We start from the raw sequence: 16,621 nt of genomic DNA, 5'->3' as shown, positions 1-16,621 counted from the left end.
TGAAATCTCAGCTCCTCGACGTCATGCGGCACTACAGGTCATGGTGCAAACGGTGGTGGGGCGCGGGACGGCCCGAGGTCAGGTCAGCTCGCCGAACTCGCGGTCGATGAAATCGAACAGCTCGTCGGGGCTCGCCTCCGTCAGCTGCTCCGGCGAGGACGGCTCGGCGGCGCTGTGTGCGTCCGCCAACCGCCAGAGGATGTTCTGGAGTCGGGCGGTGATCTCCGCGTGATCGTCGTCGGAGGCGAGCAGGGCGAGCCCCGCCTCCAGGTCGTCGATACCGCGCAGGACGTCTCGGGTCGGATCGTCCTCGGGGAGCGCGAGCCCGCCGAGGATCCGCTCTGCCAGTTCCGCCGGGTTGGGGTGGTCGAACACCGACGTCGCCGACAGGGTCACGCCGGTGACGGCACGCAGGCGGTTGCGCAGTTCGACGGCGGTGAGGGAGTCGAATCCCAGTTCGCCGAACGCCTGTGTCTCCCCCACCCGATCCGCTCTGGCGTGGCCGAGGACGGCGGCCGCCGCCTCCCTGACGAGCGTGGTGACCCGGCGGTGCCGCTCGCCCCTGGGCAGGGCGGCGATCTCCGTGGCCCAACGCAGCGGCGGGACGGCCTCGACGGGTTGCGTGGATCGCGGCGGCGCGCCAAGGTCCGGGGTGCGCACCAGTCCGCGCAGGACGGCGGGGACGTCCTCGGCCGGGCGGCGCCCGAGTGCGGTGAGGTCCACCCCGGCCGCGACGGCGAGCACCGGTCGGGTCGTGAACGCCGTGTCCAGGATTTCCAGGGCGTCCTGCGGTGCCAACGCCCGCAGGCCCCAACGATGCAACCGGTGTTGATCCGTCGCGGCGAGGCCTGCGGTCATGCCCGCCTCCGTCGTCCACGGCCCCCAGGCCAACGAGGTTCCGGCGAGCCCTCGGGCCCGCCGTCGGGAGATCAGCGCGTCCAGGAATGCGTTGCCCGCGGCGTAGGCCCCCTGGCCCGCCGCACCCCAGACGCCCGCAACCGAGGAGAACGTCAGGAACAGCGACAGGCCGAGGTGCTCCGTGGCCCGATGCAGGTTCCAGGCGCCCGCGACCTTGGGCGCGAGCACTCGGGCCACTCGATCGGCGTCGATCGAGGACAGGACCCCGTCGGCCAGTACACCTGCGGCGTGGACGACCCCTGCGAGCGGGAACTCCGGCGGGATCGCGTCGATCACCTCCGAGACGACCCTGGGATCGGCGACATCGCCGGCATGGATGGTCACTCGGGCGCCTGCCGCCTCGAGTTCGGCGACGAGGTCCGCGATGCCCGGCGTGTCCCCGCCGCGACGAGACAGCAGCACCAACGCCGCGACACCGTGCCGGGTGACCAGGTGTCGGGCCACGATCCGGCCCAAGCCGTCGGTACCGCCGGTGATCAGCACGGTGCCGTTGGACGGCACCGGCCGAGGCATCCGCAGGACGGCCTTGCCGATCAACTCGGCTCCCGCCAGTGCTCGCAGGGCGGGTCGCAGATGTCGCAGCGGGTACTCGGTGATCGGCGGCGGCGTGAGCTCCCGACGGTCGAAGAGTCCTCGCAACTCGGTGAGCAGCGCGGCGACGAGGTTGGGGTGCAGTGCCGAGACATCGAAGGGGCGATAGGCGAGGCCGGGGTGCTCCTCGGCCACGGCCGAGGGGTCCCGCAGGTCGGTCTTGCCCATCTCCAGGAACACGCCGCCGGGCGCGGTCACCCGCAGCGACGCGTCGACGAAGGGGCCTGCCAGGGCGTTCAACACCACGTCGACGCCCCGCCCGCCGGTGGCGGCGAGCACCCTGGACTCGAAGTCCAGGTCGCGCGAGGACGAGATCCGCTCGTCGGGGATGCCCCAGTCGCGCAGTACCTGGTGCTTACCGGGTGATGCGGTGGCGAACACCGTCGCGCCCCTGGACCTGGCCACCTGCACCGCCGCCGCGCCCACACCGCCTGCTGCGGCGTGGATCAGCACCGACTGACCGGCGGACAGGTCCGCCAGTCCGGCGAGGCCGTGCAGGGCCGTCAGGAAGACACTGGGCACCGCCGCCCCCTCGACGGCGGTCCACCCGGCGGGCAACGGCGTCACCATGCGTCGGTCCACCACCACCGAGGCGGCGAAGGCACCGGGTAGTACGCCCATGACCTGGTCTCCGGGTGCCACGTCGGTGACGTCGGCGCCGATCTCCACGACCGTCCCGGCACCCTCGCCGCCGATCTCGACCGCGCCCGGGTACATGCCCAGCGCAGCCATGGCGTCCCGGAAGTTCAGTCCGGCGGCGGCGACGGCGATCCGCACCTCGCCCGGTGCGAGGGCCGTGTCGCGCGTCGGCGTTTCCGCCGCAGGCAGCAGGCCCACGCCCGCCACCGATCCGGGGGTCACCACGCCCACCCGCCACCGGCCGCCCGTCACGATCACGTCGTCGGAGGCGGGCCGGTCGTCGGCGACCGGCTCGCCCGGGGACTGCCTGCGATCCTCGACCGACTGGAGCAGCCGCAGCGGAGCCATCCTCGGAGTCAGCACCCGGCCGGCTCGAACCGCGTACTGCGGGTCCGCGCCCCCGATCAGCCTGGAAACCTCGCTCAGGCGGGCGAGGGAATCGGGCTCGCTGCTCGCCGGGTCGAGGTCCAACAGGGTGATCCGGCCGGGGTTCTCGGTCTGTGCCGTGCGCAACAGCCCCCACACTGCGGCGCCCGCCAGATCGGGGACGTCGTCGGTCTCGCCGGTCGCGACGGCTCCTCGTGTCACCACGAGCAGGTGCGTAGCCGCCAGGTGTTCCTCGGCCAACCAGCTCTGCAGCACGTCCAGCATCCGTTCGACCGCGTGCTGCACGCCGTCGACCGGCTCCGGTGCGGTCCCGGTGGGTGCGAGTGCACCGCCGGGGACGACGAGCACACTCGGTGCCGGGCCGCCTGCGGCGATCCGCGAACTCAGGTCGGCCAGGTCCGCTCCGGACTCGACGGACAGTCCCGCCGCGACGAGCCCGCCGGTCAGCCCTGCGTCGGTGGAGCCCAGCAGCGCCCACCAGCCGGGTTCGGTCGGTGTGTCCATGAGGGACGTCGGCACCCAGTCCAGGTCGAACATCGCCTCGCGGACATCGAAGGCAGCGGCGGGTCGATCGCCGGACGCCGCGCGTCGCAGGGTCAGCCGGTCGACGGTGACGACGGGCGTGCCCTCGGGATCGACCGCCCGGACCTCGACGTCGCCGTCCTCGATGGTGCGCAGCGTGACCCGCAGTCGGGTGGCACCGGTGGCGTGGATTCGAACGCCTGCCCAGGAGAACGGCAGGCGCACGCCGTCGGCCTCGCCGGACGGCAGGACCCCGACGGCGTCGGTGAGGCCTAGGGCGTGCAGCGCCGCGTCGAACAGCGCCGGGTGGAGGCAGTAGGCGGACGCCTCCACCCATGCCTGCTCGGGCAGCTCGATCTCGGCGAACACGGTATCGGCGGAGATCCAGGCCGCGCGCAGGCCCTGGAAGACCGGTCCGTACCCGAGGCCTGCCGTCTCGAAGGCCGCGTAGAGGCCGTCGGTGGACACCGGCACGGCCGCAGGCGGCGGCCAGGTCGCCCGACCGGTTTCGTCGGCGGGTGCGGCGGACTCCGCCTCGATCAGATGTCCGGTGGCGTGGCTGGTCCACTCGGCGGTGGGGTCTTCTTCGGGGCGGGTGTAGACGGTCACCACGCGTTCGCTGTCCCGCGCGGGTGCACCGATCCGGGACGACGTCTCGTCCGCGCTCGGGACCGGCTGCTCATCGGCGGGTCGGTCGAGCCGGACTCGGACGGCGAGACCGCCCTCAGCGGGCACGATCACCGGGGAGTGCAGTGTGAGCTCGTCGATCAATGGATTCCGTAGGTCGACCGCGGCGGCGAAGACGAGATCCACGAGTCCCGTTCCGGGGAACACGGCGGCGGTTCCGACCCGGTGGGCGGCTGTCCAGGGCAGCGCCGCCGTGGACAGGCGGCCGGTGAAGACGACGGCGCCGGAGTCGGGCAGGTCGACGCGCGCACCCAGCACCGGGTGGCCCGACGCGACGAGCCCGAGTCCCGCCGCGTCGGTCGGCTTCCGTCCGACGTCCAGCCAGTACCGCTCGCGTTGGAAGGCGTAGGTCGGCAGCTCGGTGGGGGCGACGCGGGTGGGCAGGAGTGGGGAGAGGTCCACCGGCACGCCGTGCGCGAGGGATGCGGCGATGCCGCTCAGCAGGGCCGCTCGCTCGCCTCGGTCGGAGCGCAGCATCGACAGGCACGTCACCGGGCGCGCGGCGACCGAACCGGTCGGGTCCGTGCGATCCAGCGCGTCGCGGGTGAGCGCGGTCAGCACCGATCCGGGACCGATCTCCAGTACGGTCGTCACGCCCTGTTCTTCCAGGGTGCGCACCGCGTCGACGTAACGGACCGGTTCGCGTACCTGCCGCACCCAGTACTCCGGGTCCGCCGCGTCCGAACGGCTGAGGATCGCGCCCGTCACCGTCGACACCACGGGTAACGCGGCGTCGCCGAACTCCACATCGGCCAGTGCGAGGCGGTAGTCGTCGAGCATCGGATCGATCAGCGGTGAGTGGAACGCGTGGGACACGGAGAGTCGACGCACTCGACGGCCTCGGTCCTGCCACCAGCGCAGCACCCGCTCCACCGCGTCGGTCTCGCCGGAGATCACGGTCGAGGACGGGCCGTTGGCGGCCGCGATGCCGACTTCGGTGGCGATCTCGATGTCGCAGCCGTGGTCGTCCGGTGTCATATCGAGTTCGAGCAGCCCGATACGCACCTCGTCCTCGGTGGCCGCGACGGAGGCCATCGCGCCGCCCTCCGGCAGCTGCTGCATCATGCTGGACCGGGCCGCCACCACACGACAGGCCTGCGGCAGCGACCACAGTCCGGCGATGTGCGCCGCCGTGACCTCGCCCAGCGAGTGCCCCGCGACGACGGCCGGGGTGATGCCGAAGGACTCCAGCAGACGGACGAGAGCCACCTCCACCGCGAACAATCCCGGTTGGGCGAGCCCGGTGTCGTCGATCGTCAGGCTGCCGGGCGTCTGCGCGGGATCGGTCGCGAAGACGGCGTCCCGAAGAGAGAACCCGAGCAGTGGATCCAGCTCCGCGCACACCTCGTCGAAGGCGGCGGCGAACAGCGGGTGGTGCTCATAGAGCTCGCGCCCCATCCCGGCGCGTTGGGAGCCCTGCCCGGTGAAGACCATCGCGACCCGTCCCGCCTGCTGGGCGGTTCCGCGCACGACGCCGGCGGCGTCACGATCATCGGCGACCGCGGCGAGGCCCACGAGGAGTTCGCTTCGGTCGGAGCCGAGTACCACCGCGCGGTGGTCCAGCCGCGCACGTGACCTGGCCAGAGCGACGGCCACCTCGACGGGAGACCACTCGGAATCCGCCGTGAGTCGTTCGAGGAGTCGGGCGGCCTGGGCGCGCAGCGCCTGCGTCGATCCGCCTGAGATCACCCACGGCGGCACCGAGGACGGTGCCTCGGGTGTCCCGTCGAACGGCTGCTCCGTGTCGTTCGATCCGCTCGGCGAGGCAGATGGTGGGGCCTGTTCGAGGATGACGTGGGCATTGGTCCCACTGATCCCGAACGACGACACCGCAGCCCGACGCGGACGACCCACCTCCGGCCACGACCGCGACTCGGCGAGCAACTCCACCGCACCCGACGACCAATCCACCTGAGACGAGGGCTCGTCCACATGCAGGGTCGACGGCAGCACCCCGTGCTCCAACGCCAACACCATCTTGATCACACCCGCGACACCCGCAGCGGCCTGGGTGTGCCCGATGTTCGACTTCACCGAACCCAGGAACACCGGATTCTCCGGCTCACGATCCCGGCCATAGGTCGCCAACAACGCCTGCGCCTCGATCGGATCACCCAACCGAGTCCCAGTGCCATGCGCCTCCACCACATCGACATCCCCGGCCGACAAACCCGCATTCGCCAACGCCTGCCGAATCACCCGCTGCTGCGACGGACCATTCGGCGCCGTCAACCCATTCGACGCACCATCCTGATTCACCGCAGAACCCCTCAGAACCGCCAGAACACGACGACCGTTCGCCACCGCATCCGACAACCGCTCCAACACCACCAGCCCGACGCCCTCGGAGAAACCGGTGCCGTCCGCACCCTCCGCGAAGGACTTACACCGACCATCCGAGGCGAATCCGCCCTGGCGGGCGAACTCGCCGAAGAGTCGGGGCGTGGTCATGACCGTGACCCCGCCGGCCAGGGCGAGAGAGCATTCGCCCTGGCGCAGCGACTGGACGGCCAGATGCAGCGCCACCAGCGAGGCCGAGCAGGCCGTGTCCACCGTCACCGCGGGGCCCTCGAGACCGAAGGAGTACGCGATGCGCCCCGAGGCGACGCTCGCCGCCCCACCGGTCATGACGTGCCCGACCGCCTCGGGCGACTCGGCGAGCAGCGCCCCGTAGTCGCTTCCGTTGGTCCCGACGAAGACACCCGTCCCACTGCCCTGCAGCGTCTCCGCGGGGATGCCCGCACGTTCCCAGGACTCCCACGCCGTCTCCAGCAGCAGACGCTGCTGCGGATCCATCGCCGAGGCCTCGCGGGGGGAGATTCCGAAGAACTCCGCGTCGAAGTCGCCCGCGTCATAGAGGAAGCCGCCGACCCGCGAGTAGGGACTGTCCGGGTGCAACCGCTCGGGGTCGTACCGTCCCTCACGCTGCCAGCCTCGATCGCCGGGGAAGTCCCCGATCGCATCGATCTCGGCCGCGAGCAACTCCCAGAGCGCCTCCGGCGAGGTCACTCCACCGGGCAGCCTGCAGGACATGCCGACGATGGCGATGGGCTCGTCGGCCAGACTCTGCGGTGTAGACGACGTCGCACCCGACCCGTCGGTGAGACCGGCCGAGGCAGGTTCCGCACCCGTCGACCCGAGCAGCGCGCCCAGCTCGGCCCACAGCCGATCGGTGAGCGCCTGCACGGTGGGGTGGTCGAAGGCGACCGTCACGGGCAGGCGGAGCCCGGTGTCCGCTGCGAGGCGGTTTCGAAGGTTGACGGAGGTCAGCGAGTCGAAGCCGAGATCGCTGAAGGCGCGGCCGACGGAGATCTCGGCGGCGGAGGCGTGCCCCAGTTCAGCGGCCACCCGGCTGCGAACCAGATCGAGCAACACCGGCTCGGCCTCGGCGGCGGGCAGGCCGCGCAGGCGTCGCAGCAACGGCGGCGCGTCGTCGGCTGTGTTCCTAATGCGGGATGGTCGCCGTTGGGACGGCGTCTCGATCCCCTGGAACAACGCAGGCAGCGCGGCCGCCGCGTCGGAGGACCGCAGCTCCGTCCTGTCGAGGCACACCGGGGCGAGCAGCGGCTCGCCGACGGCCAGCGCCGCATCGAGGAGGCGCAGCCCCTCCGCCTCCGGCAGCGCGGCCAGGCCCCGCAGCCCGGCGCGGGCGACGTGCACGTCGCCCAGGCGACCGGCCATGCCCGCGCGGTCCTCCCACAGTCCCCAGGCCAGCGAGGTACCGGGCAATCCGGCGGCCTGTCGGTGGGCGGCCAGTGCGTCCAGGAAGGCGTTCGCGGCGGCGTAGTTGCCCTGCCCACCGCCGCCGATCAGCCCGGCCACCGAGGAGAAGAGGACGAACGTCGACAAGTCGGCGTCTCGCGTCAGCTCGTGCAGATGCCAGGCGCCGTAGATCTTCGGGCGGAGCACCCGGTCGACCTGGTCGGCCGTCAGCGAGGGCACCAACGCGTTGTCCAGGACTCCCGCGCAGTGGATCACCGAGGTGAGGGGATGCGTCGCGGGGACGGAGTCGAGCACCTCGACGAGCCGCTCCCGGTCCGCGACGTCACAGGCGGCGACGGCGACGTCGGCGCCATGCTCGGCGAGTTCGGCGACGAGCTCGGCGATGCCGGGCGCGGTCGGGCCGCGACGGCCGATCAAGAGGAGCCGACGGGCGCCATGCTCGGTCACCAGGTGCCGGGCGACGATCCTGGCCAGGCCGCCACCCGCCCCGGTGATGAGGACCGTGCCCTCGGGCGAGAGCACGGGCCGCGCGGGCATGGACGCCGTCGCGGCTGCGGCAAGGGTCGGCGCGACGAGGCGACCCTCGCGGATCGCCGTCTGCGGCCTGCCCTCGGCGATCGCGGCACGCAGCAGGCGGTGCGAGTCCGGTGCGTCGTCGACGTCCACGAGCAGTACCCGGTCGGGATTCTCCGATTGCACCGTCCGCAGTAGACCCCACAACGGGGCGTGCACGAGGTCCGGCACATCGTCGTCGGAGCCGACGGCGACCGCCCGCCCGGTGAGCACCGCCAGGGTCGTCGCCGCCCACCGGTCGTCGGCCAGCCAGGTCCTGATCAGTTCGATCGTGCGGTGCACGGCATCACGAGCCGCGTCGGGAAGCGCGAGTCCGTCGCGCGGGCTCCGTTGGGCGATCAGCACCACGGTGGTCGGCGCCGGCGCCTCCGGCGACAGCGACGCGCCGAGCTCGGCCAGTCCGGGGAGGACCGACACGATCAGCCCCGAGTCACACAGTGCGGCCGTCGCCTCGTCCGCCGAGCCGAGCACCGCCCACCGCTCGTCGTCCCCGGTCTGAGACGGCACATCGACCTGGGTCCACTGCATCCGAAGGAGCGATCCGGCGGACCGGGGGTGCCGGTCGGTGGCCGGGACCGGCCGCAGAGTCGCCGAGCCGACGACGGCGATCAGCTCGCCGTCGAGGTCGGTGAGATGCAGCGACACCACATCCGGTGCCGACGGCCGCACGTGCACGCGCAGCTCCTCGGGCATCGGGGCGTAGCACGTCACGTCGGTGAAGGCGAACGGTCGCGCCTGCCGCCCGGTGCTCGCGGTCCACGCGAGCAGGACGGCGTCGAGCAGACCGGGATGAAGCAGGAACGTCTCCTCGTCCCGCAGGTCTGCGGGCAGCGCCACGTCGACGACGAGGTCGGCGCCATGTCTGCGCACCGTGCGCAGACACCGCCACGCCGCCATTCCCTCCTCCTCCGCCGGTGGCAGCACGGAGATCTCGGCCGCCTCGTCAGCGGGCGGGAGCGACACGGAGACGGCGGGCGGGGCGTCGGCGGACCCGAGCAGACCGGTGGCATGGGTCGTCCAGCCGTCGTCGTCGCCCTCGGCGCGGCTGTGCAGGATCAGCGTTCGGGTCCCCGACGCCTCGGGGGCCGCCAACGTGAGCTGCCACCGGGCAGCGCCGCCGACGGGCAGGACGAGAGGGTTCTCCAACACCAGCTCGACGACCTGCTCCAGCCCGAGGGCCTCTCCCGCCCAGCAGACGAGGTCGAGAACGGCGCTGCCGGGAAGGAGTTCGGCACCGTGCGCCCGATGTCCCGCCAGTACCGGATGGGAGGAGGCCGAGACCCTGCCGGTGAAGACCACGCCGTCCGAATCCGCCAGGACGAGGGCGGAGCCCCGCAGGGGGTGCGGCCGCGGATCGAGGCCTGCCGCGTCGTGATCGACCGCCGCACCGTGCTGTTCGCGCAACCAGTACCGCTGTCGTTGGAAGGGATACGTCGGAAGGTCGACGCGCTGTGGTCTCGACCCGGCGAAAGCCGAGGTCCAGTCGACGGCCACGCCCCGCACGTGCGCCTCGCCCAGGGCACCGAGCAGTCGCCGGCGGTCGGCCTCGTCACGGCGCAGCGTCGACAGCACGACTGCGTCCTCGGCACAACCCTCCAGCGTCTCCTGGAGGCCGACGGCGAGCACCGGGTGAGCACTGACCTCGATGAACGCGTCGACTCCCTCGGCCGCGACAGTCTCGACGGCTCGCTGGAACTCCACTGTGGCGCGCAGACTGCGATACCAGTACTCGCCGTCCAGCTCGGACGTGTCCATCACCTCGCCCGTGACGCTGGAGACGAACGGTATGGACACCGACCGTGGGTTCAGCTCCGCCAGCGACTCGATCAACTCCGCGCGCAGCGACTCCACTCGCGCGGAGTGCGAGGCGTAGTCCACCGCGATCCGCCGGGCCCGCAGTCCACGTACCTCGCAGTCGGCGAGGAACTCGTCCAGTGCCTCGGACTCACCGGAGACGACCGTCGAGTTCGGCCCGTTGACCGCCGCCACGGAGAGCCGGTCCGCCCACTGCGACAACGCGGCCATGACCGTCTCACGGTTTGCCGAGACCGAGACCATTCCGCCCGTGCCCGCCAGCCGCACCAGCGCCGAGGCGCGCAGTGCTACCACCCGAGCCGCGTCGGCGACGGTGAGTGCGCCGATCACGCAGGCCGCAGCGATCTCCCCCTGCGAATGGCCGACCACGGCCTCCGGAGAAACCCCATGAGCCCGCCACACCTCGGCCAGCGACACCATCACCGCCCAGAGGACCGGCTGCACCACGTCCACCCGGTTCAGGGCGGTCTCGTCCGAGAGCACCTCGAACAACGACCAATCGACGTGGGGAGCCAGCGCGGCCTCGCACTCCGCCATCCGCGTCGCGAAGGCGGGCGAGGCGGCAAGCAGGTCGACCGCCATACCCACCCATTGCGAGCCCTGGCCGGGGAACACGAACGCCACCCGTCGAGGCGACGCTCCCGCCTCGCCTCGAAGAAGCGCAGGCGCGGCCTCGTCGTCGACGAGGCTCCGCAGGCCTCGGCGCAGTGCCGAGAAGTCCTCCGCGACCACGACGGCCCGCTGTTCCAACAATGATCTGGTCGTGACCAGCGAGAACGCGGCGTCGGCCGGACGCAGGTCGGGGTCGTCCACCACCCGGGCCAGCAGTCGCCTGCCCTGTTCCCGGAGCGCGGCGGGTGTCCGACCGGACAGCAGCCAGGGCAGGGCGATCGGCTCGTCGGATGTGGTCGCGGGCGCGGCGTCGGCCTGCTCCGGCGCCGAGGGCGGCTGCTCGAGGATGAGGTGGGCGTTGGTGCCGCTGATGCCGAAGGCGGACACGGCGGCACGGCGGGGCCCGTCGGTCGTCGGCCACTCCCTGGTCGCGGTCACCAGCGACAGTCCCGCCGAGGACCAGTCCACGTGCGGTGTCGGCTCGTCGACGTGCAGGGTGTGGGGCAGGATGCCGTGTTCCATGGCCAGCACCGTCTTGATCAGACCCAGGATGCCTGCGGCGGCCTGAGCGTGACCGATGTTGGACTTGACCGAGCCCAGCAGCAGCGGTCGGTCGGCCGGTCGGTGCGGTCCGTACTCGGCGGCCAGCGCGTTGGCCTCGATCGGGTCGCCCAGAGTCGTCCCGGTGCCGTGTGCCTCGACCACGTCGACCTCGGCAGCGCCCACTCGCGCGTTGGCCAGTGCCTGGCGGATCACCCGTCGCTGGGCGGGGCCGCTGGGCGCGGCGAGTCCGTTTGAGGCGCCGTCCTGGTTGATGGCGCTGCCCTTGATGACTCCGAGGACACGATGGCCGTTGCGCCGTGCGTCGGCCAGCCGCTCCAGCAGCACGACGCCCGCGCCCTCGGCCCAGGCGGTGCCGTCGGCGGCGGCGGCGAACGGCTTGCACCGTCCGTCGGGTGACAACGCCCGTTGCCTGCTGAACTCGACGAACATGCCGGGGTGGGAGAGCACCGCGACGCCGCCCGCGACGGCGAGGGAGCTCTCGCCCTGACGCAGCGACTGGCAGGCGAGGTGCACGGCCACGATCGACGAGGAGCAGGCGGTGTCGACCGTGATCGCAGGCCCCTCCAGGCCGAAGGTGTAGGCGATACGCCCGGAGACCACGCTGGCGGTGTTGCCGGTCATGAGGTAGCCCTCGAGACCGGCAGGCGCGTGGTGCAGCCGTGGGGCGTAGTCCTGGGCGATGGCGCCGAGGAAGACTCCTACGTCGGTGCCCCGCAGCGAACGCGGGTCCAGACCCGCCCGCTCGAAGAGCTCCCACGAGGCCTCCAACAGCACCCGCTGCTGCGGCTCCATCGCCATGGCCTCGCGGGGGCTGATGCCGAACAGTCCGGCGTCGAAGCGGTCGACGCCGTCGAGGAAGCCGCCGGAGGTCGTGTAGGTGGTGCCGGGATGCGTCGGATCGGGATGGTAGAGGCTGGTCAGGTCCCAACCTCGGTCGGTGGGGAACGCGGAGATCGCGTCGCGGCCCTCCGCGACGAGACGCCACAGCTCCTCCGGCGAATTCGCGCCCCCGGGTGCCCGACAGGTCATGGCGACGACGGCGATCGGGTCGTCGGGCGCCGAGGGCGTCACGGGCGGTGTCGCCCGGTCGCCCGAGGACGCTCCGAGCAGTGCGGCGAGCACGTGCGCGGCGAGCGCGTCAGGGGTCGGATGGTCGAAGGCGGTGGTGACGGGCAGATCGAGGCCGGTCGCGCTGTTCAGCGCGTCCCGTAGACGCACGGCGGCCAGCGAGTCGAGTCCGAGGCCGAGGAAGGTGGTCGCGCCGTCGACCGCGTCGCCGCCCGCTGCGGCGAGCACGACGGCGGTCTCCGTTCGCACCAGCCGCCGCACGAATCGACGCCGCTCGACGTCGTCCAGGATCGCGAGGCGCTCCGCGAGGGCCACGTGTGCGGAGACCGGCGTCGCCGCCACGGCTGCGTCGACCGCATCGGACTCGGCGCCCGCAGCTCCGTCGCGGCCCAGCCACGCCAGGTCGACCGGGGACGGCAGGGTGACCCGCCGAGCACCCGAATCCGCGTACACCGCCGAGGTGTCGACGTCGACACCGGTCGCCCGTGCCTCCACGACGGCGCGGCGGAATCGATCCGGCCCGCCCTCTCCTCGGCGCAGTGTCTCCAACACCACGGCGTCGGCACCGAGGTCCTCGACGGTCTGACGCATGGCGACGGTGAGCACCGGATGCGGGCTCATCTCCAACAGCGCGTCGGCGCCGTCGCCGAGCAGGGTGCGGACGGCCGGGTCGAAGAGGACCCTGCTGCGCAGGTTGCGTGCCCAGTAGTCGGCCGTCAGCTCAGCGGTGTCGATCAGTCGGTCGTGGACGGCGGAGTAGAACGGGACGGTCGAGCTGCGCGGGGTGATCGGCGCCAGATCACGCAGCAGCCGATCGTGCAGGAGGTCGACCTGGCGCGAGTGCGCGGCGAGCCCGACGGGGATCAGCTGGGATCGGATGCCGTCGGCGACCAGCGCGGCGGAGAGTTCGCGCACCGCATCGGCGTCACCGGAGACCACGATCGATGCGGGACCGTTGACACCCGCGATGTCGATCCGCTCACCCCAGGGCGCGAGCCGGGCCTGCAACCGTTCCAGGGGCAGCGACACCGAGGCCATCTCGCCGTGTCCCGACAGTTCCGCCTGCAGTCGACTCCACAGCACCGCCACGCGGGCCGCGTCGGTCACCGACAGGGCGTCGACGGCCTGGGCGGCAGCGACCTCACCCAGGCTGTGTCCCACGACGGCGGTGGGTTGCACCCCGACCGACTGCCAGAGTCGGGACAGCGAGACCATCACGGCCAGCAGGGCGGGCTGGACGACGTCGGGTTGCTGTAGCGGCGGCTGTCCCGGCTCCTCCCGCAGCAGCGCGAGCAGGGACCAGTCCGCGAACTCGGCGAAGGCGGCGTCGAACTCGGCCATGTGCCGGTAGAAGACGGGGGCCGCGTCGAGGAGTCCGCGCGCCATACCCGCCCACTGCGAGCCCTGTCCCGGGAAGACGAAGGCTGCGGCCCTGGGCGTGGCGTCGCGTGCGCCGAGCACTCCGGTAGCCGGTCGGCCTGCGGCCATGGCGGTCAACCGCTCCCCCAACTCGCCCGGGTTCGCACCGAAGACCGCGGCCCGCCTGTGGTGGAGCGGACGTGCCGTGCCGAGCGTGTATGCGAGGTCGGCGGGCGCAAGCCCAGGTCGGGCCGCGAGGTGGGCGGCGAGTCTGCGGGCCTCCGCACGCAGGCTCGCATCGTCCGGAGCCGACAGCAGGAGTCCCACCGGCGCGTCGGCCTCGGCGGCGCCGTCCGCCGAGGCGTCGATGCGGTCGGCGGCGGGAGGTGCGGCCGCGACACGGTAGGGGCCGTGCTCGGCGGCTCCAGCGGCGGCGGGGAACAGGAAGGCGGCCGGGGCGGATTCGTCGGAAGTCGACGGTCCCACCGGGTCGTTCACCGGGTCATGGTCGGCGGGACGACCGACCTCGCGATCCCGCAGTACCGCCAGCACCCGAAGCAGCCGGGTGACGCCGACGAATTCGACGGCGAGATCATCCTCGAAGTCGCAGATCAGCTCCGCCTCGGCGGAGTCGGGCGCCTCGGTGGCGGCGGGGCCCGGTTCGACGGCGTCGCCTGCGGTCTCGTCGAGAAGGAGTCCGCGCACTATGGCACCGTCGGCCTCCGCGCGAAGCCGCGTCGTGAGGACGACCACCGAGGTGCCCGGCACTCCCTCCGCGGCTGCGGTCTCCGGGGTGGGAGCGGCCGTCGCCCGCAAGGACACGCCTCCCGCGATCACGATGTCGACAGAGGCGTCCGCCACCCATCGTGCGCCCGCGTGCACGGCGTCGAGCGCGGTCGGGCTGGTGCGGATCCGGACGTGCGTCATGGGTAGGTCGAGAGCAACCGCGAGACGGTCGGCGAGGCCGAGAACGGCTGGGGTCGCGGAGTCCGGGAGGGCGAGGACCACACCCACCCGGGGTGGGGCATCCGCGCCGAAGGTGATCCCCGCATTCGCCAGTGCCCCCCGGCACAGGGCATCGACCGTCGGCTCCATCGGCGCACCGTGGGGCGCGTCGGCGACGAGCGCCGCGTCGGCCAGTTCCCATGCCGGATCGTCGAACGGCCCAGGCTCGACGGGTCCCGAGGAGCCGCCGGGTCGGTCGTCGATCTCGCGTGCGCCTGCCGCAACGCGACAGGCCGCGCCCACGATCGCCACGGCCGAGGCGAACCGCTCAGCTCTGCTCCGACCGTCCGAAACGGAGTCGCTCGTCATCGGCGCCGCCACTTCCCCTCGTCGTCTTCCCACCCAGGTAATGCAGCGACCGGGAACGGCGGGCGGCGACGCGGCGAGCGCCACCCTTCCCGCACGCCCTCCGTCGACGTCGTCGACCGAACGGCGAACCGAACGTCATCGCGGGCTCCTGAGAACCCATTCCACGACACCGGAAGAACCCTGATTCCGGGGCTGCCAGGATAGGAATATTACGACCGAACCCACCCCTACAATGAACCCCTGCCCACCCCTGCCCGAATTCGCATAAAGCGAATTAGCACCTGCTTCCCGAGTGTGACACACCCGTATTATCCGGTACTCCTTCGGTTTCGACAGAATAGTGAAACGTCGCCTCGACAACGGTTCACCGAATACCGAGAACACCGGTGAACAGCATGTTCGTAGGGGTTGGCAGCGCCGACCGCGATGCATACGATCGGTCGAGTTCAGCCCCGAAACGGGCGAAATCGACCGGCTTCGCATCATCGCTCGTCGACGGCACGAAAAGCATCTGGACACCGAATTTCACCGAGGAGCACCATGTCCGAGACCCTGAACTCTTCCGGCTTCTTCGAGCTGGGCTCCGACGATCCACAGCGGACTGAAGAATTCTATGGCGGCCTGTTCGGCTGGAACTTCGGGCCGGGACACGGCAGGCCGTACACCTTCATCACGCTGCCGAACGGGCGGATGCTCGGCGCGCTGTGGGACACCACGGAGGAGCCGAACACGGGTCTTCCCCCCAACTACATCGTGAACGTCATCGAGGTGGCCGATGTCGAGGACACCGTCCGGCGCGCCACCGAGGCGGGTGCCTCCGTGGTCGTCTCCCCGACGCGGGTCGAGCAGGGCACGCATTTCGCCTACCTGCGCGACCCGGCGGGGCTGCTCTTCGCCGTGGCGACTCCGGTGGCCGAACAACAGGGCTGACGTCCCCACGATCACGATGTTCGGCCCGGCTCCGGGGCCGCAGGCACGCTTTCGAGAGGCAGGACAGTGACTCAGAACATCCCCTCCGCCGACGAGATCGGCGATTTCTACGATCTGGTCGGCCCCGCGCTACGCGACGTGTGGGACGACAACTGCCATTTCGGCTACTGGCTCGGCGATGACGACGAGAGCAGCGTCGAAGAGGCCACCGACCGCTTCACCGACATCCTGATCGGCAAGCTCGGCATCGGCGAGGGCCATCGGGTGCTCGATGTGGGGTGTGGGTTCGGCAAGCCCGCCATGCGCATCGCGCGCACGACCGGTGCGGCGGTCGTCGGCGTCACCATCAGCAGACACCAGGTCACCGAGGCGACCCGTCGGGTCGAGGAGTCCGGTCTCGGCGACCAGGTGAGCTTCCAGCTGGAGAACGCCATGAAGATGCCGTTCCCCGATGCGTCCTTCGACGCGGTGCTGGCCTTCGAGTCGATCATCCACATGGACCGCACCACCGCGCTGGCCGAGATGGCCAGAGTCCTCAAGCCAGGCGGCAGGCTCGTGATCACGGACATGATCGAGCGCGCACCGAAGGGCACCGAGGCGAAGTCGGTCGCGGAGCTGGCGTTCCAGGTCGAGGTGGACCCGCTTCCCCGCGCCGAGGACTACCACGAGCTGCTGAGCGGGACCGACATCGCGATCGAGGAACTGCTCGACGTCACCGAGCACACCAAGTACACCCCGCAGCGGTTGGGCACCCAGTTCAGCCGGATTCGCGAAGAGATCGAGAGCCGCTACGGAGATCAGGCCGACGACCTGATGAAGCGCGCCGTCGCACCGCTATCCGGCGCCAGCGAGATCGGCTACCTCGTCGTGGTCGGCCGTCGCGCCGCGTCGACGAGGTAGCCGACACGCCGCCGCGCCC

The 16,621-nt window shown here is 71.5% G+C and carries 3 protein-coding genes; 2 read left to right on the top strand and 1 reads right to left on the bottom strand.

What is annotated here, in order from left to right; all coding sequences use genetic code 11:
* Nucleotides 1-78: 78 nt before the first annotated feature.
* Nucleotides 79-14,772 (bottom strand): type I polyketide synthase, encoded by a 14,694-nt coding sequence (locus tag BKA25_RS11330; RefSeq protein WP_069850003.1) that lies wholly within the window; start codon nucleotides 14,770-14,772, stop codon nucleotides 79-81.
* A 540-nt stretch (nucleotides 14,773-15,312) separates the two neighbouring features.
* On the opposite strand from BKA25_RS11330, the gene BKA25_RS11325 reads away from it, so the two are divergent.
* Together BKA25_RS11325 and BKA25_RS11320 are read left to right on the top strand one after the other, a co-directional pair.
* Entirely contained in the window at nucleotides 15,313-15,702 is a 390-nt protein-coding gene (locus BKA25_RS11325) for a VOC family protein (protein ID WP_069850004.1), read from the top strand.
* A 66-nt stretch (nucleotides 15,703-15,768) separates the two neighbouring features.
* Complete coding sequence (locus tag BKA25_RS11320; protein ID WP_084643086.1) at nucleotides 15,769-16,602, top strand: class I SAM-dependent methyltransferase; 834 nt, start codon at nucleotides 15,769-15,771, stop codon at nucleotides 16,600-16,602.
* Nucleotides 16,603-16,621 lie beyond the last annotated feature (19 nt).

The organism is Actinoalloteichus hymeniacidonis (assembly GCF_014203365.1).
GTDB classification, from domain to species: Bacteria; Actinomycetota; Actinomycetes; order Mycobacteriales; family Pseudonocardiaceae; genus Actinoalloteichus_A; species Actinoalloteichus_A hymeniacidonis.
This window is presented reverse-complemented; position numbering and strand designations above follow the sequence as displayed.

Bases quoted from the DNA above. Each gene is read 5' to 3' on its own strand.
- BKA25_RS11325 (WP_069850004.1), top strand. From the start codon at position 15,313: ATGTCCGAGACCCTGAACTCTTCCGGCTTCTTCGAGCTGGGCTCCGAC.
- BKA25_RS11330 (WP_069850003.1), bottom strand. From the start codon at position 14,772: ATGACGAGCGACTCCGTTTCGGACGGTCGGAGCAGAGCTGAGCGGTTC.